The organism is Enterococcus sp. AZ120 (assembly GCF_050546165.1).
GTDB classification, from domain to species: domain Bacteria; phylum Bacillota; class Bacilli; order Lactobacillales; family Enterococcaceae; genus Enterococcus; species Enterococcus faecalis.
This window is the reverse complement of record NZ_CP172950.1, coordinates 1,776,877-1,792,239: the sequence shown is the minus strand read 5'-3', so window position 1 is coordinate 1,792,239 and position 15,363 is coordinate 1,776,877. Positions and strand designations below refer to the sequence as shown.

At 36.2% G+C, this 15,363-nt stretch carries 19 protein-coding genes and 1 other RNA gene; 17 read left to right on the top strand and 3 right to left on the bottom strand.

Annotated elements, in window-relative coordinates:
* The first annotated feature begins 1 nt into the window (after position 1).
* Positions 2-88, top strand: an RNA gene (gene ffs, locus IGJ46_RS08685) — signal recognition particle sRNA small type.
* Positions 89-179: 91 nt separating this feature from the next.
* On the opposite strand, the gene IGJ46_RS08680 is transcribed toward ffs, so the two are convergent.
* Positions 180-560 carry a PH domain-containing protein gene (locus IGJ46_RS08680; protein WP_002356881.1) on the bottom strand — a complete coding sequence of 127 codons (381 nt, stop codon included), beginning with the start codon at positions 558-560 and terminating at the stop codon, positions 180-182.
* Positions 561-819: 259 nt separating this feature from the next.
* Positions 820-2,058 (bottom strand): aminopeptidase, encoded by a 1,239-nt coding sequence (locus tag IGJ46_RS08675; RefSeq protein WP_002362125.1) that lies wholly within the window; start codon positions 2,056-2,058, stop codon positions 820-822.
* 250 nt (positions 2,059-2,308) lie between these two features.
* Here IGJ46_RS08675 and IGJ46_RS08670 point away from each other — a divergent pair, with 250 nt between their 5' ends.
* Both IGJ46_RS08670 and IGJ46_RS08665 read left to right on the top strand, forming a co-directional pair.
* Positions 2,309-2,881: a TetR/AcrR family transcriptional regulator gene (locus IGJ46_RS08670; RefSeq protein WP_002356883.1), complete on the top strand. Its 573-nt coding sequence runs from the start codon at positions 2,309-2,311 to the stop codon at positions 2,879-2,881.
* A gap of 160 nt (positions 2,882-3,041) precedes the next feature.
* Positions 3,042-3,515, top strand: a complete 474-nt coding sequence (locus tag IGJ46_RS08665; RefSeq protein ID WP_002356884.1) for a TspO/MBR family protein — start codon at positions 3,042-3,044, stop codon at positions 3,513-3,515.
* Between the two features lie 73 nt (positions 3,516-3,588).
* On the opposite strand, the gene IGJ46_RS08660 is transcribed toward IGJ46_RS08665, so the two are convergent.
* Positions 3,589-4,032: a flavodoxin gene (locus IGJ46_RS08660; RefSeq protein WP_002356885.1), complete on the bottom strand. Its 444-nt coding sequence runs from the start codon at positions 4,030-4,032 to the stop codon at positions 3,589-3,591.
* Between the two features lie 174 nt (positions 4,033-4,206).
* Between IGJ46_RS08660 and map the strand changes: the two genes are divergently transcribed.
* The 14 genes from map to IGJ46_RS08590 all read left to right on the top strand — a co-directional run bounded on the left by map (position 4,207) and on the right by IGJ46_RS08590 (position 15,337).
* Positions 4,207-4,971, top strand: coding sequence for a type I methionyl aminopeptidase (map, locus tag IGJ46_RS08655; RefSeq protein WP_002356886.1), 765 nt, complete (start codon positions 4,207-4,209; stop codon positions 4,969-4,971).
* A 15-nt stretch (positions 4,972-4,986) separates the two neighbouring features.
* Positions 4,987-5,895: a YihY/virulence factor BrkB family protein gene (locus IGJ46_RS08650; protein WP_002383768.1), complete on the top strand. Its 909-nt coding sequence runs from the start codon at positions 4,987-4,989 to the stop codon at positions 5,893-5,895.
* Between the two features lie 110 nt (positions 5,896-6,005).
* On the top strand, positions 6,006-7,142 hold the full coding sequence (locus IGJ46_RS08645) for an MraY family glycosyltransferase (protein WP_002366956.1): 1,137 nt from the start codon (positions 6,006-6,008) through the stop codon (positions 7,140-7,142).
* Positions 7,143-7,263: 121 nt separating this feature from the next.
* A complete protein-coding gene (locus IGJ46_RS08640; protein WP_002359892.1) occupies positions 7,264-8,052 on the top strand; it encodes a glycosyltransferase family 2 protein in 789 nt (262 codons plus the stop codon).
* On the top strand, positions 8,052-8,879 hold the full coding sequence (locus IGJ46_RS08635) for a glycosyltransferase (RefSeq protein WP_002376950.1): 828 nt from the start codon (positions 8,052-8,054) through the stop codon (positions 8,877-8,879). Before IGJ46_RS08640 ends, IGJ46_RS08635 begins: the two co-directional genes overlap by 1 nt.
* A gap of 3 nt (positions 8,880-8,882) precedes the next feature.
* Positions 8,883-9,596, top strand: coding sequence for a glycosyltransferase family 2 protein (locus IGJ46_RS08630; protein WP_002362119.1), 714 nt, complete (start codon positions 8,883-8,885; stop codon positions 9,594-9,596).
* Between the two features lie 121 nt (positions 9,597-9,717).
* Complete coding sequence (gene rfbA / locus IGJ46_RS08625) at positions 9,718-10,584, top strand: glucose-1-phosphate thymidylyltransferase RfbA (protein ID WP_002364387.1); 867 nt, start codon at positions 9,718-9,720, stop codon at positions 10,582-10,584.
* Between the two features lie 12 nt (positions 10,585-10,596).
* Complete coding sequence (gene rfbC, locus IGJ46_RS08620) at positions 10,597-11,169, top strand: dTDP-4-dehydrorhamnose 3,5-epimerase (RefSeq protein WP_002356893.1); 573 nt, start codon at positions 10,597-10,599, stop codon at positions 11,167-11,169.
* 24 nt (positions 11,170-11,193) lie between these two features.
* Positions 11,194-12,222 carry a dTDP-glucose 4,6-dehydratase gene (rfbB, locus tag IGJ46_RS08615; protein WP_002359895.1) on the top strand — a complete coding sequence of 343 codons (1,029 nt, stop codon included), beginning with the start codon at positions 11,194-11,196 and terminating at the stop codon, positions 12,220-12,222.
* A gap of 92 nt (positions 12,223-12,314) precedes the next feature.
* Positions 12,315-13,157, top strand: a complete 843-nt coding sequence (rfbD, locus tag IGJ46_RS08610; RefSeq protein ID WP_002356895.1) for a dTDP-4-dehydrorhamnose reductase — start codon at positions 12,315-12,317, stop codon at positions 13,155-13,157.
* A gap of 58 nt (positions 13,158-13,215) precedes the next feature.
* Positions 13,216-13,941, top strand: coding sequence for a glycosyltransferase family 2 protein (locus tag IGJ46_RS08605; RefSeq protein WP_218391184.1), 726 nt, complete (start codon positions 13,216-13,218; stop codon positions 13,939-13,941).
* Complete coding sequence (locus tag IGJ46_RS08600; protein WP_218391183.1) at positions 13,941-14,306, top strand: DUF2304 domain-containing protein; 366 nt, start codon at positions 13,941-13,943, stop codon at positions 14,304-14,306. The genes IGJ46_RS08605 and IGJ46_RS08600 overlap by 1 nt, the downstream gene beginning before the upstream one ends.
* The gene (locus IGJ46_RS08595; protein ID WP_256356957.1) at positions 14,299-14,466 is read left to right on the top strand and encodes a hypothetical protein; all 168 of its coding nucleotides are present in this window, start codon (positions 14,299-14,301) and stop codon (positions 14,464-14,466) included. The genes IGJ46_RS08600 and IGJ46_RS08595 overlap by 8 nt, the downstream gene beginning before the upstream one ends.
* Positions 14,459-15,337 (top strand): acyltransferase family protein, encoded by an 879-nt coding sequence (locus tag IGJ46_RS08590; RefSeq protein ID WP_430613752.1) that lies wholly within the window; start codon positions 14,459-14,461, stop codon positions 15,335-15,337. Before IGJ46_RS08595 ends, IGJ46_RS08590 begins: the two co-directional genes overlap by 8 nt.
* Positions 15,338-15,363 lie beyond the last annotated feature (26 nt).

Below are 15,363 nucleotides of genomic sequence, written 5' to 3'. Positions count from 1 at the left end.
AAGGCTAGGACAATGGCGGGCTAGTGAATTGTGTCAGATCCGGAAGGAAGCAGCACTAAGCAAGTGCCGCCATGTGTCTGATTGAATAAGGAACGTATCAAGGCTGAGAAGCCTTTTTTATTTTATCTAAAATTAAAAAGACAGGAAAGTTGGTCGCTTTCCTGTCTTTTTTTGTGGATTCAAGATAACACAGCAGCTGCTAAAGCTTGTTGAATAGCAACAATATCTTTATCTTTTCTAAATTGAAGACTTACTGAAGGTAACTCAGCACTTGAAATCCATATCTTTAGTTCTGCATCTAGGTCGAAATGTCCACTAGTTTCAACAGAAAAGCGTGAAATAGATTTGTAGGGAATCGATTTATAATCAACTTTTTTACCTGTAATTCCTTGTTTATCGACTAAAATTAAGCGTTTATCTGTAAAGACAATTAAATCTCTTACTAAAGTGAAGGCCATATCTACTTTTTCGTTAGGGATTAAAACATCCCGTAATTCTTTTTCAGCTGTTTCATTGTTATTTTGTGTTGCATTCCCTAATAATCCATCAAATAATCCCATGTTAATTCTCCAATTCTACTTTTTTGAAAAAAATTCTTTTATTTAAAAGTAAACTTATATCGTGTAAAAGAATCCGCTTTCAATTTGATTATAACGTTAAAGGTCCTTCGAATGCAATTGATTTTTTAGCATAAGAAAGTGAGGCCTAAATCGCTGCAACTTAGGCCTCACTTTCTAAATTTTAAAAGAATCTACTGAATAAAAGCAGTTTCTTCTTATTTTTTGGAGCTAAAAACTTTGGTTTCAACATTTGGTAGGACTATGCCCAATCGCCATTTCTAAAAACTGGAACAATCGTCCCGTCTTCCTTAATGCCGTCAATATTCATTTTGTCAGATCCTACCATAAAGTCCACATGTGTTTGGCTACGATTTAAACCAGCTTCAGCTAATTCTTCTTCGCTCATCTCCGTGCCGCCTTGTAAGTTGAAGGCATAGGCCGAACCAAAGGCTAAATGATTAGAGGCATTTTCATCAAACAATGTATTATAAAAAATCAAACCGGATTGTGAAATTGGTGAAGGGTCTGGTACTAAAGCAACTTCCCCTAGGTGTTTGGCACCTTCATCAATAGCTAAGAGATTTTTCAATGCTTCTTCGCCTTGTTCAGCTGAGAAGTCAACAACTTTTCCGTCTTTAAATGTAAATTTCATTCCCGAAATGATTGTGCCAGCATAACTTAGTGGTTTTGTACTAGAAACATAACCATCAACGCGGCGACTATCTGGGGCGGTGAAAACTTCTTCTGTTGGCATATTAGCCATGAATTCTTCCCCACGAGCGTTATAACTACCAGCGCCTTCCCATAAATGGTTTTTAGGCAAACCAATCGTTAAATCTGTCCCAGGAGCTGTGTAGTGTAAAGCAGTAAATTGTTGTTCGTTTAATTCAGCCGCTTTTTCTTGTAATTTTTTATCATGGATATCCCAAGCAATGACTGGGTTTTCTTCATAAATTCGTGTTGTTTTGAAAATTTCATTCCAAAGTGCATCAACTTGTTCTTCACTTGTTGCTAATTCTGGAAAGACTTTAGCTGCCCAGCCTTCACTAGCAGCAGCTACAACAGTCCAACTTACTTTGTTGGCTTGCGTTGCTTTTCGTAGATTGACCAATGCTTTCCCATTAGCCGCTTGGAAAGCTGCTACACGTTGTGCATCCACGCCAGCTAATGCATCAGGATTAGAAGAAACCACGCTAATTCGGCTTGCGCCTTTGGCAATCCAATCATCGGTTTGATCAATTTTATATTGAGGAACATTTTCAATACGATCAGTTGCAGCATGAGCTAAAAATTCACGTTGAATGGTTTCGTCGCTCCATTGAACAATTACTTCGGCCGCACCTAAGCGATAAGCTTCTTCCGTAATTAAGCGGGCAAGGGGCGCTTGATCAACACTGATTTGTAAAACAACCGTATGATTGTCCTGAACATTGACACCCGTTTCAGCAATTAAACGTGCATATTTCTTTAGATTTTCATTAAAATTCTCTAAGGTCATTCGTGATTCCTCCTTCATTTTGATGGGTAATGACTGCTCATATCATAACACGGAAGAGCAGGGAACTCAACGAAATAAAGCCTTTATCAACTGTTATTTTAAGTTGGGGTAAAAGTTGTCGTGCTCCCGCTCAGTGAACTTTTGTACAAAGAGTTGTTCTAATTTTGCATAATAGAAAAATCGTGTTACAATAACCATAAGCATTTATTTGGAAGCGTTGTATATGAATGAATAAAGGGGATAGGGAATTATGGCAAGAAAAAAAACCATTACGAAAGAGCAGATTTTAACAGCTGCCTATGAAGTAGTCGCCACTGAAGGATTTTCGAAGTTCACTGCACGTAATATTGCTAATAAAATGAAATGTTCCACCCAACCGATTTATTTGGAATTTAAAAACATGGATGATTTACGCGATGCTTTATTCCAAAAAATTCATAAATACTTAGCGAAAGAAGTCTTTCCAGTAAAACATACCGGGAATACAATTGTTGATTTGGCTTTAAACTATATTCATTTTGCGACAAGTGAAAGTAAGTTATACCGTGCGCTTTATTTAGAAGAATATGGCGGCGGCAAAAAAATGCAAGAATTCTCTTATCACTATTTTACTGAAGCGGTAAAAGCTGATCCTGAGTATGCTAATTTAAACGATGTTCAAATTGACTCTTTACACATGGGAACATGGGTGGTCGCTACTGGTGTGGCTGCATTGATGACTTCTGGAATTATCCATCCTTCAGAAGAACAAATCATTCATTTAATGAAAGATAGTATTGAAGCAATTCTTGAACGAGATGAACCAATTGATATTGACCTATAAAAATTAAAAAAAAAAGTGTAACCTCATGCTGATAACTTCTGTGAGGTTACAGCAAAAGACTGTTTCTTAAAAGAACGGTCTTTTTTTGTTAAGTGTATTAATGGTAGATTATTCGCAACCATGCTACAGTAAAGAAGAGAAATAGAAAGGGGCAAAAAACATGAACCGAGTGAAAGATAAACGTTTATGGCTAAGTATTGTAGGAATTACCGGACTAGGGCTCTTATCGGGCTTATTTTCAGTAAATGCGAGAGAATATTATCAAGCGTTGAGATTACCAAGTTTTGCTCCGCCAGGCTGGTTATTTGGACCGGTGTGGTTGGTGTTGTATATTTTTATGGGCATTACTTTTTATTTCATCTTAGTTCATCCAAATAAACAACAGAAAAAACGCATGATTACGCTATTTATTTTACAATTTATTGCGAACTTTTTCTGGACATTTTTCTTTTTTTCTTTACAAAATAATTTATTATCTGTGATTGATATCTCATTGTTATGGCTATTATTAATAGTTCAACAGTGGGACTACTTGCGTTATAAATTAATAACGCGTGGCTGGTTGATGATTCCTTATATTCTTTGGGTTACTTTTGCGGCAGCTTTAAATTACAGTATTTTATTTTTAAATTAGGAATATCAAAACACCAGAGAAAAATGGCTAGTTCCCATTTTTCTCTGGTGTTTTTTTATTTATTTCAACGTAGTTATTCTGCGGCAGTTGCTAATTTTTTCGCAAATTCTTCTAAACGTTGGATGTCGTCTTCTTCAGCGGCTAAATCAACTTTAACGCTGTCGGCGCCTTTTTTTGCCCCAATTTGAGTAAAGACTGCTTCGAAGTCGTCCACCGATTTACAAAAATCATCATAAAACGTGTCTCCTGAACCACAAACGCCGAAGATTTTTCCTGATAAATCAATCTCTTGTAAGTCTTCATAAAAGTCGACAATTTCATCAGGTAAATCGCCATCGCCATACGTATATGTAGCTACTACACAGATATCGGCCTCTTCAAAATCAGCGGCATCGACTTGCGTACACTCATCAATTTCAACCTCTAATTCTAAATCTTCAAATGCTTCTGCAACAATGTCGGCAATTTCTTCTGTATTCCCAGTCATGCTTGCATACACAATTTTAGCTAACGTCATAAACTTTCTTCCCCCTCGTACAATTCTGTCACTTATTATAGCAGATGCGCATTTCTTATAAAAGACTAGCGAGTACTTTTATTAAGGGACTTTTTGAAAATTGGTGTTTGAACAATCTTTTTTGCCAAAAATGTGATAAAATAATTTGAATGAAACAAGTTTAGGAGAGATAGTATGATTACATTAAAATCACCACGAGAAATTGAAATGATGGATGAATCAGGAGAATTATTAGCGGATGTTCACCGTCATTTACGAACGTTTATTAAACCTGGCATTACAAGCTGGGATATTGAAGTATTTGTGAGAGACTTTATTGAAAGTCATGGTGGCGTGGCGGCTCAAATTGGCTATGAAGGTTACAAATATGCTACTTGTTGTAGTATCAACGATGAAATTTGCCACGGATTTCCTCGTAAAAAAGTATTAAAAGATGGCGACCTAATCAAAGTAGATATGTGTGTCGACTTAAAGGGCGCAATCTCTGATTCATGCTGGTCTTATGTCGTGGGTGAATCAACACCTGAAATTGACCGCTTGATGGAAGTAACCAAAAAAGCGCTATATCTTGGGATTGAACAAGCACAAGTAGGAAATAGAATTGGCGACATTGGTCATGCAATTCAAACCTATGTAGAAGGAGAAGGCTACGGGGTAGTTCGCGATTTTGTAGGTCACGGCATTGGCCCAACTATCCATGAAAGTCCAATGATTCCTCACTATGGTGAAGCAGGTAAAGGACTACGTTTAAAAGAGGGAATGGTTATTACCATTGAGCCAATGGTTAACACAGGAACTTGGCGCATGAAAATGGACCCAAATGGTTGGACTGCTTATACTGAAGATGGCGGTCTAAGCTGTCAATATGAACATTCATTAGCGATTACGAAAGAAGGTCCAAGAATCTTAACGTCACAAGGCGAAGAATTGACTTATTAATAAGGAGAGTGTGTGATGAAGTTTCTCGACAACATCAAAAAGAATCAATCTTTGATGCGTTTTATTGAGACAACGCAAAGTCACATGGTCACAGCCGAAATAGGCAACAGCTCAGTGGTTGTTGCCTATTATTTATTACTCTCGCTGTTTCCATTACTGATTGCGGTAGGTAATGTCTTACCTTATTTAAGAATCGACCCTAATTCTGTGTTGCCTTATATTGCAGAGGCGATTCCGAAAGATGTTTATAAGAACTTAGAACCAGCGATTCGTTCACTACTGACTCAACGTTCAGGCGGGTTGCTTTCTGTTTCCGCTTTAGCAGCATTTTGGAGTGCCAGTCAAAGTATTAATGCACTACAAAATGCGATGAATAAAGCTTTTGGTGTCGAACAAAGGAAAAATTTTATTCTCGTAAGAGTGGTCTCATTTTTAGTTATTTTATTATTTATGGTAGCGATTGTTGGTGTAGTAGTAATTTTAGGTCTGGGTCAGTACATTATTGAATTACTGCAACCAATTTTCCATTACTCAACGTCTGTGATCGATACTTTCCAAGCGTTAAAATGGCCGTTAACGACCGTTGTTTTATTAGTGATTATGTGTTTGATTTATGCGGTCGTTCCTAATCGGAAATTATCGTTACGTTCTATTTTGCCAGGGGCTATTTTTTCGACAGTCGGTTGGATGCTATTATCACAAATTTTTGGTTTGTACGTAAAATATTTTAGTTCTAGAATCGCAAGTTATCAAATCATTGGGAGTTTTATCATCTTGATGTTATGGCTGAATTTTGCTGCCACGATTATTATTTTAGGAGCAATTGTCAACGCTGTCGTCGATGAATACTTATCTGGAGATAAAGAAAAAAAACAACCAAGTTTTGAACAACGCTTGTTTAGATGGTTTAAAAAGAAAAAATAAATGGATTTCTTTAAAAAAGTCTAAACCGTTGCCAGAACACATGTTTCAGCTTGTAAATGCTTCAGTTTACGGTATAATATACCCTGAACGAGAAGAAAGTGGGTTCGACTATGTCACTATTTATTTATGAAGTTTTGATACGTTTATTTATGACATTTATCTTATCTTTGCTATTAACACCACTTGTTAAGCTTCTAGCGTTTCGGATTGGCGCCTACGATGCACCAGGAGAGCGACGAATCAATACCAAAAATATGCCTACAGCAGGAGGACTTGCAATCTACATTGCTTTTGCTAGTTCATGTTTATTGATTTTTCGTTCGATTATCCCACAAGATTATATTTGGCCGATTATTTTGGCTGGTGGAATGGTTGTTTTGACAGGCCTCATTGATGATATTAAAGAGATTACTCCAATGAAAAAAACAATCGGTATTTTGTTAGCAGCATTAGTTATTTATTTTGTTGCTGGAATTCGGATAGATTTTGTGACGTTGCCAGTTGTTGGAATGATTGATTTGCGCTGGTTTAGTTTACCACTAACTTTATTGTGGATTTTAGCGATTACGAATGCAGTAAATTTAATTGATGGTTTGGATGGTTTAGCATCAGGCGTATCCATTATTGGATTAACCACGATTGGTATTACAGGGTATTTTTTCCTACATGCTAAAACGGTCTATATCCCAATTGTTATTTTTATTTTAGTTGCGAGCATTGCGGGATTTTTCCCATACAATTTTTATCCGGCTAAAATATTTCTAGGAGATACCGGGGCGTTATTCCTCGGGTTTATGATTGCAGTAATGTCGTTACAGGGATTGAAAAATGCTACGTTTATTACGGTAATTACGCCAATGGTGATTTTAGGTGTGCCAATTACGGATACGGTTTATGCAATTATTCGACGGCTATTGAACAAGAAGCCCATTTCCTCAGCAGATAAAATGCATTTGCATCACCGCTTGTTATCTTTAGGTTTTACCCATAAAGGGGCGGTCATGACTATTTATGCATTAGCGTTAGTTTTTTCCTTTGTCTCTTTATTGTTCAGCTATTCAAGTACAGTAGCATCAATTTTATTAATTGTCTTTTGTTTAATTGGCTTAGAACTATTCATTGAACTAATCGGTCTAGTTGGCGAAGGACATCAACCGTTGATGTATTTGTTACGGATTTTAGGGAATCGTGAATATCGTCAGGAGCAAATGAAAAAGCGACTTGGCAAGCATTCTAAGAGAAAGTAAAGAAATCTTTAGGTTGCTTTGCGAGAGCGTAAACCTATGATATAATTCCATTAAACTTAAAAAAGTATATGTGTGAAACATATGCTTTTTTTTTAAGACGATGTTTCAGTAGTAAGGAGAAATGAGCATGCAAGAAATGGTAACAATCTCGATTGTCACTTATAATAGTCGTTACATTTTTAATGTACTAGACCAATTAAAAGCCGAACTGGGTACTGATAGTATCTATGATATTCATATCTATGACAATCATTCTGAAACAGCGTATCTTGAAAAATTAACAACATATGAACCATTTATTACTATCCATCGCGCTGAAGAAAATCAAGGGTTTGGTCATGGTCATAATCAAGTGTTATTCAATGCTTCGACAAAGTATGCAATTATTTTTAATCCCGATGTTTTGGTTACTAAAGACGTGCTTGATCGTCTATTAGACCGTATCAAAATAGATAAGAACATTGCAGTCGTTAGCCCTAAAGTGTTAAATGAAGATGGCACGACGCAATATTTAGTTCGTCAAAAATTAGATGTTTTCGATTATATGTTACGTTTTATTCCCTTTCAATTTGTAAAGAAAATTTTTGATAAACGTTTGAGTATTTATGAATGTCGCGATTTGTCGGATACAGAAACAACGGATATTAAAATGGGCTCAGGCTGTTTTATGTTGATTGATCGTGAAAAATTCGTTGAAATTGGTGGGTTCGATGAACGTTTCTTCATGTACTTTGAAGACAACGATTTATGTTTACGTTTTGGCAAAGCAGGCTATCGGATTCTCTATACGCCTTTTGAAACGGTTGTTCACATGTATGAAAAGGGCGCCCATAAAAGTCGAAAATTGTTTAAAATCTTTATGCAATCAATGGGGAAATTTTTTAACAAATGGGGCTGGAGGTTCTTTTAATGAGTCAAAGATTAGCGGTAGTCATCGTCTTATATCAAATGAAAATGGCTGATACGCCGAATTATTTGTTATTAAAAGAAGTGGTAAATCACCCCGAATTGCACTTATTTATTTATGACAACAGCCCACTTCCTCAAGAAGATGCATTATTTTTACAACAAAATGTTACTTATCGACATAATCCTGATAATCCAGGCCTAGCGACCGCTTATAATGAAGCGATTGCTTTTAGTCAAACGAATCAATGTGAATTATTGTTGCTCCTTGACCAAGACACAGAAGTGCCAGCTTCTTATTTTGATACGTTGATCATCATGCCGTTAGATCCGACTGTGGCAGTCTATGTTCCAATTGTAGAAGCAAATGGACAACAAATTTCGCCAGTTTATAGTGATCAATATGTTGGACTTAAAGGAGCAAAGCCAACAGCAGGGATAGCCAACCAACCGTTGATGGCTATCAATTCTGGTACAGTCATTACGGCAGAAACACTGCGCTGGTTGGAAGGATTTTCGGAAGAATTTCCTTTGGACTATTTAGATCATTGGTTCTTTTATCAATTGAATCAAGCCAATAAAAAGATTGAAGTCTTACCAATCCACCTAAAACAAGAATTGTCTGTTTTAGATTATCGTACAATGAGTCCTCAACGTTATCGCTCTATTATTGAAGCAGAAACGTTATTTTATCGTCGATATGATCAAGAAAAGTTTTCCCATCATCGACGCCATTTATTTTTACGCAGTAGTAAGCAATTTTTAACTGTCAAAAATCGCCAAATTTGGCGGCAAACATTGGCAGAATTTCTCAAGTTAATGAAAGGATAATCTATGATCTCAGTTTGTATTGCGACATATAATGGAGAAAAATATCTCGCGGAACAATTAGATAGTATTCTTTTACAAGTCAGTGAAGAAGATGAACTAATTATTTCAGATGATGGTTCTACTGATCATACGTTGGAAATTTTGAGAACGTATGCAGCGAATTATCCCCAAATTCAATTGTTACAAGGTCCAGGGCAAGGAGTGATTGCTAATTTTGCATTTGCGCTTACGCATACGAAAGGCGAAGTAATATTTTTAGCAGATCAAGATGACGTTTGGTTGCCAAATAAAGTAACGACGGTGACAGAATATTTTGAAACGCACCCTGACATCCAAGTAGTTATTAGTGACTTGAAAATTGTTGATGCGGATTTACAAGTTACCAATCCCTCTTATTTTAAGTTTCGAAAAGTCAAACCAGGGTTTTGGCGAAATGCGATAAAAAGTGGCTATATTGGGGCAGGTATGGCCTTTCGTCAAGAGATGAAAAACGTCATTTTACCCATTCCGCCAGAAGTTCCTATGCATGATATGTGGATTGGCTTATTAGCTGCACGGAAAAAGCAAACGGGTCTCATTAAAGAACCATTAGTGCTTTACCGAAGACATGGAGCGAATGTCAGCCCTATTATTACCAAAACAAGTTTCCAACAAAAATTAAATTGGCGTGTGAATTTATTAAAAGCTTTACATCAGCGTTTAAAGGAACAGCGCTAAACTTTTACAGATTTGTAAAATTTACGTAAAAAACATGACAAACCCTATGCTTAATGCGATAATAGGGAAGGATATTTGGTTTTATAGAAACTAAAAATAGAAGTATTTAAGGAGATTGTTCATGAAAGGAATTATTTTAGCAGGCGGAAGCGGGACACGCTTATATCCGTTAACAAAAGCAACATCAAAACAATTAATGCCAATTTACGACAAACCAATGATTTATTACCCAATGTCAACGTTAATGTTGGCGGGAATTAATGAAATTTTGATTATCTCTACACCAGAAGATACACCACGTTTTGAAAGCTTATTCGGCGATGGCCATGATTTAGGCATTCATATCGAATACGCGGTACAAGAAAGCCCAGATGGTTTGGCGCAAGCATTTATTATTGGTGAAGAATTTATTGGTGATGACAGTGTCTGCTTAGTTTTAGGGGACAATATTTATTATGGTGGCGGCTTATCAAAAATGTTGCAACGAGCGGCTTCTAAAGAGTCAGGGGCAACAGTCTTTGGTTACCATGTAAATGATCCAGAGCGTTTCGGCGTGGTAGAATTTGATGAAGAGATGCGGGCGCTTTCTATTGAAGAAAAACCAGCACAACCGAAGTCAAATTACGCAGTGACAGGTTTGTATTTTTACGACAATGAAGTGGTTGAAATTGCGAAAGGGATCAAACCGTCAGAACGTGGGGAATTAGAAATAACAGACGTTAATAAAGTCTACCTTGAAAAAAATAAACTTTCTGTTGAGGTAATGGGCCGTGGCTTTGCTTGGTTAGATACAGGCACACACGAATCCTTATTAGAAGCGTCAACATTTATTGAAACAATTGAAAAACGTCAAAATTTAAAAGTCGCTTGTTTGGAAGAAATTGCTTATCGAATGGGCTATATTACAAAAGAACAATTGGTAGAATTGGCACAACCATTGAAGAAAAATGGCTACGGCCAATACTTGCTACGTTTAGCAGCAGAATAGGAGCGAAGAAACGTGAAAGTTATTGATACAAAATTACAAGATGTCAAAATTATCGAAATGGATGTTTTCGGTGATCATCGTGGCTTTTTTACAGAAAGTTATTCCAAAGCTAAATTTGCAGAACATGGATTAGACTTTGATTTTGTCCAAGATAATCATTCATTATCAACAGAAGCAGGTGTCTTGCGTGGATTGCATTTTCAAAAAGGCGAAGCTGCGCAAACAAAACTAATTCGCGTTGTAACAGGTGCGGTATTAGATGTGATTGTTGATATTCGTAAAGGGAGTCCAACCTATGGTCAATGGGAAGGCTATATTTTATCAGAACATAATCACCGTCAGCTTTTAGTACCAAAAGGTTTTGCTCATGGTTTTGTCACTTTGACACCGAACGTGAACTTTATGTACAAGTGTGACAATTACTACAATGCGGCAGCAGACGGCGGTATTGCTTTTAACGATCCAGCGTTAGCTATTGATTGGCCAATTGCGCCAGAAAAAGCGATTACGTCAGAAAAGGATCAAAAACATCCAACCTTAAAAGAATTTGAAGCGGAAAATCCGTTTATCTATGGCGAAATTTAAGAAAAAAGTAGGAGAGTTTCAATTATGAAAAAAATCATCGTAACAGGTGGAGCTGGTTTTATCGGCTCAAATTTTGTTCATTATGTTGTAAAGAATCATCCAGAAGTTCATGTAACTGTATTAGATAAATTAACGTATGCAGGAAATGAAAAAAATCTTGAAGGTCTACCAAGTGATCGTGTGGAATTAGTCGTAGGAGATATCGCTGATGCTGAATTAGTTAATCGTTTAGTCGCTGAAACAGATGCGGTCGTTCACTATGCTGCTGAATCGCATAACGACAACTCATTAAACGACCCATTCCCATTTGTACAAACCAATCTGATTGGGACGTACACATTGATCGAAGCTTGCCGTAAAAACAATGTTCGTTACCACCATGTATCGACTGATGAAGTTTATGGCGATTTACCTTTAAGAGAAGATTTACCAGGACATGGAGAAGGCGAAGGGGAAAAATTCACTGCCGAAACGCCTTACAATCCTTCAAGTCCTTATTCTTCAACAAAAGCAGGATCTGACTTGTTAGTCAAAGCGTGGGTTCGTTCTTTCAACTTACAAGCAACAATTTCAAACTGTTCAAATAACTATGGTCCATATCAACATATTGAAAAATTTATTCCTCGTCAAATTACCAATGTCTTAAGTGGCATTACACCAAAACTTTATGGTGCTGGTAAAAATGTTCGTGACTGGATTCATACAAACGACCATTCTTCGGCTGTTTGGGCAATTTTAACAAAAGGACAAATTGGCGAAACGTATTTAATTGGAGCCGATGGTGAAGAAGACAATAAAACAGTGATGGAATTAATTTTAGAATTAATGGGACAACCTGTTGATGCCTATGAGCATGTCAACGATCGTGCAGGACATGACTTACGTTATGCGATTGATTCAACCAGATTACGCGAAGAATTAGGTTGGGAACCAGAATTCACGAATTTCCGTGAAGGCTTGGCAGAAACAATCAAGTGGTATACAGAAAATGAAGACTGGTGGCGTGCAGATAAAGAAGCTGTTGAAGCAAAATATGCACAAAATGGTCAGTAATTTTTTCTGACATGTGAGATAACAGTCGAAAGGCGATGGCAAAGTACAAAAGCTACTTTGCCCTGCCTTTTTTTCAAGAAGGAGCGAAAAAAATGATTTTAATTACTGGTGGAAATGGCCAATTGGGCACAGAATTACGTCACCTATTAGACGAACAAGGAATTGAGTATGTTTCAACGGATTCCACAGAATTAGATATTACTGATGCGGATAGTACGTTGGCAAAAGTGAAAGAAATTCAACCAAGCGTCATTTATCATTGTGCTGCTTATACAGCTGTTGATAAAGCAGAAGACGAAGGCAAGGAATTAGATGAAAAAGTGAATGTAGATGGCACACGTCATGTTGCAGAAGCTGCTAAAGCAGTGGGGGCGACACTTGTTTACGTAAGTACAGATTATATTTTTGATGGAACTAAAAAAGAAGGCGTCTATGCGATTGATGATCAACCGAATCCTTTAAATGAGTATGGTCGGACGAAGTTATTAGGTGAACAAGCGGTCCAAGAAATCCTGGACGACTATTATATTATTCGAACATCATGGGTATTTGGTCAATACGGTCATAACTTTGTCTTTACCATGCAAAAATTAGCGGAAACAAGAGACCAACTAACGGTAGTGGACGATCAGTTTGGCCGCCCAACTTGGACAAGAACGTTAGCCGAATTTATGGCATTTGTTATTGCAGAAAAAGCGCCATTTGGTGTTTATCATTTGTCTAATGAAAACAGCTGTAGCTGGTATCAGTTTGCTAAAGAAATTTTAAAAGATACTGAAGTGGAAGTACTGCCAGTGGATTCAACTCAATTTCCACAAAAGGCGCAAAGACCACAATATTCTGTCATGGATTTAAGTAAAACAGAAGCGTTAGGCTTTAAAATTCCTACTTGGCAAGAAGCCTTAGCACAAATGTTAGAAAATGTTCAACAATAAATTGTTTTGTGTAAGTGAGGGGTTTTGTTAGAGAAAAAGTGGAAAGGTGTTTCTCTTTATGAAGGTACTTTTAATCATTCCTGCTTACAATGAGGAAGAAAACATTTTGCGGACGATTGCTTCCATTGAAACATTTAAACAGGAAGTTACGCATTTTCAACATGAATTGGATTATGTGGTAATTAATGATGGCTCGACAGATGGAACCAAACAAATTTTAGAAGTCAACCAAATTAATGCCATTCATTTAGTGTTGAATTTAGGTATTGGCGGGGCGGTACAGACTGGCTATAAATATGCCTTAGAAAATGAGTATGATGTGGCGGTTCAGTTTGATGGTGATGGTCAACATGATATCAATAGTTTACCTATTTTACTGGAACCATTAGCAGAGGGTAAATGTGATTTTTCGATTGGCTCTCGTTTCATTCCTGGAAACGAAGCGGCTTTTCAAAGTACGAAAATGCGCCGTTTTGGTATTCATTTGTTATCCTTTTGTATTCGAATGGCTTCTGGTAAAACAATTTATGATGTGACTTCTGGTTATCGAGCGGGAAATCGGAAAGTGATTGCTTTTTTTGCAAAGCGTTATCCGACAAATTATCCTGAGCCAGAATCGATTGTTCACTTAATTAAAAAACGTTTTGTGATTGTTGAAAGACCTGTCAATATGATGGAACGGCTTGGTGGTGTTTCTTCGATTCGTGCCTTGGCTTCTGTGAAGTATATGCTGGAAGTCGGCTCAGCAATTCTGATTGCTGCCTTTATGAAGGAGGGAGATTAATGCTACCAACCGTGTTATGGCTAGCTTTATTTTTATTTGCAATTGGCTTTTTCTTATACATTATTCGAGGGATTAATAAAAATATTTTTCTCCTAAAAAATGCTTTGATTTGGTTATTAATCTCAATTGTCTTAATTATTTTTGCTGTTTTCCCGCATGTGGCAGAATGGTTAGCAATGGCCTTTGGGTTTGAAACAACATCAAACTTCTTATTATCAGCTGCGGTGATTGTCCTGTTAATCATGGAAATTAAAAATTCTGTGTTGATTTCAAAACACGAAAATCGCATTAAAACATTATTGCAAGAATTATCTATCATGAAATCTGAAGAAAAATGGGAGAATAGAGAGGGGAAAAATGACTAAAAACAATGATGTATTGGATGCCTTCAAATTTATTGCTGCATTAAGTGTAGTTGGAATTCATACCTTTCCCTCTAAATCTATTTTGGGTAGTGATTTGAAAATATTAGCCCGCTTTTCTGTTCCGTTTTTTTTTCATAGTATCTGGATATTTTTTGTTTAAAAAAATTTCTTTTAGAGAAAAAAAAAAAGATAAAAAAATACTATTCAATTATATAAAAAGAATCTTAAAAGTATATCTTTCGTGGTTGATCTTTTACATTCCCTTCTTTATCGTATCTATTATGAATTTTGTTAAAGGGGAAATGGATTTAAGAGGAAAAATATCATTTATACTGAGCATATTATTAGGCTATGTCCCCAGAATAGGTGTTTCTTGGTATTTAATCGCATTAGTAATGAGTGTATTTATTATTTATTACATCCGAAGTTATTTTGGTGAGAAAGTATTATTAACAATTGGAATTGTTAGCTTTCTGATAGGAGTATTTACTTCTACTTATGGTAAGTGGTACTTTGACATTGAATGGATTAAACAAGTGCCTTTTTATGGTTCTATATCTTTTTCGATGATTTCTACGATTTGTTATGTGATTATAGGCTATTTTTTAGCAAACTATGTATTTGAAAAGCCTTTAAATAATTTATTCTTAGTTTTAGGTATTGTTATTTTTTCTTATGTAGGACTAAAGGAAGTGAAATTTGCGCAACAATTAGGTGTTTTTTATGATGCACAAAATTATTTTACGTTACCAATAGTTGCTGTGTTAGTGGTTATTTTAAGTTTTAATTTAGAAAATATACGTATTCCTGGAAGTGACTTTTTAAGAAAATCTAGTATTATTATTTATTTAGCGCAAAATCCGATAAAATATTTACTATTTTATGCAGCTAGTCAATTAGGGATTCAAAAGTTAACGTACGATAACTTTAAAACATATGTTGTACAAGTTTTTTTGTTAATTGTTTTTAGTTATATTATCATTAAATTAAGTGAACTGAGACAGTTTTATTGGCTTAAAAATCTATATTAAATAAAACAACAAAGACCTTAAGTTGG

Excerpts from the sequence above, each read along its gene's own strand:
- IGJ46_RS08680 (WP_002356881.1), bottom strand. The coding sequence starts at position 560 with ATGGGATTATTTGATGGATTATTAGGGAATGCAACACAAAATAACAAT.
- IGJ46_RS08675 (WP_002362125.1), bottom strand. The coding sequence starts at position 2,058 with ATGACCTTAGAGAATTTTAATGAAAATCTAAAGAAATATGCACGTTTA.
- IGJ46_RS08670 (WP_002356883.1), top strand. The coding sequence starts at position 2,309 with ATGGCAAGAAAAAAAACCATTACGAAAGAGCAGATTTTAACAGCTGCC.
- IGJ46_RS08665 (WP_002356884.1), top strand. The coding sequence starts at position 3,042 with ATGAACCGAGTGAAAGATAAACGTTTATGGCTAAGTATTGTAGGAATT.
- IGJ46_RS08660 (WP_002356885.1), bottom strand. The coding sequence starts at position 4,032 with ATGACGTTAGCTAAAATTGTGTATGCAAGCATGACTGGGAATACAGAA.
- map (WP_002356886.1), top strand. The coding sequence starts at position 4,207 with ATGATTACATTAAAATCACCACGAGAAATTGAAATGATGGATGAATCA.
- IGJ46_RS08650 (WP_002383768.1), top strand. The coding sequence starts at position 4,987 with ATGAAGTTTCTCGACAACATCAAAAAGAATCAATCTTTGATGCGTTTT.
- IGJ46_RS08645 (WP_002366956.1), top strand. The coding sequence starts at position 6,006 with ATGTCACTATTTATTTATGAAGTTTTGATACGTTTATTTATGACATTT.
- IGJ46_RS08640 (WP_002359892.1), top strand. The coding sequence starts at position 7,264 with ATGAGCATGCAAGAAATGGTAACAATCTCGATTGTCACTTATAATAGT.
- IGJ46_RS08635 (WP_002376950.1), top strand. The coding sequence starts at position 8,052 with ATGAGTCAAAGATTAGCGGTAGTCATCGTCTTATATCAAATGAAAATG.
- IGJ46_RS08630 (WP_002362119.1), top strand. The coding sequence starts at position 8,883 with ATGATCTCAGTTTGTATTGCGACATATAATGGAGAAAAATATCTCGCG.
- rfbA (WP_002364387.1), top strand. The coding sequence starts at position 9,718 with ATGAAAGGAATTATTTTAGCAGGCGGAAGCGGGACACGCTTATATCCG.
- rfbB (WP_002359895.1), top strand. The coding sequence starts at position 11,194 with ATGAAAAAAATCATCGTAACAGGTGGAGCTGGTTTTATCGGCTCAAAT.
- rfbD (WP_002356895.1), top strand. The coding sequence starts at position 12,315 with ATGATTTTAATTACTGGTGGAAATGGCCAATTGGGCACAGAATTACGT.
- IGJ46_RS08605 (WP_218391184.1), top strand. The coding sequence starts at position 13,216 with ATGAAGGTACTTTTAATCATTCCTGCTTACAATGAGGAAGAAAACATT.
- IGJ46_RS08600 (WP_218391183.1), top strand. The coding sequence starts at position 13,941 with ATGCTACCAACCGTGTTATGGCTAGCTTTATTTTTATTTGCAATTGGC.
- IGJ46_RS08595 (WP_256356957.1), top strand. The coding sequence starts at position 14,299 with ATGACTAAAAACAATGATGTATTGGATGCCTTCAAATTTATTGCTGCA.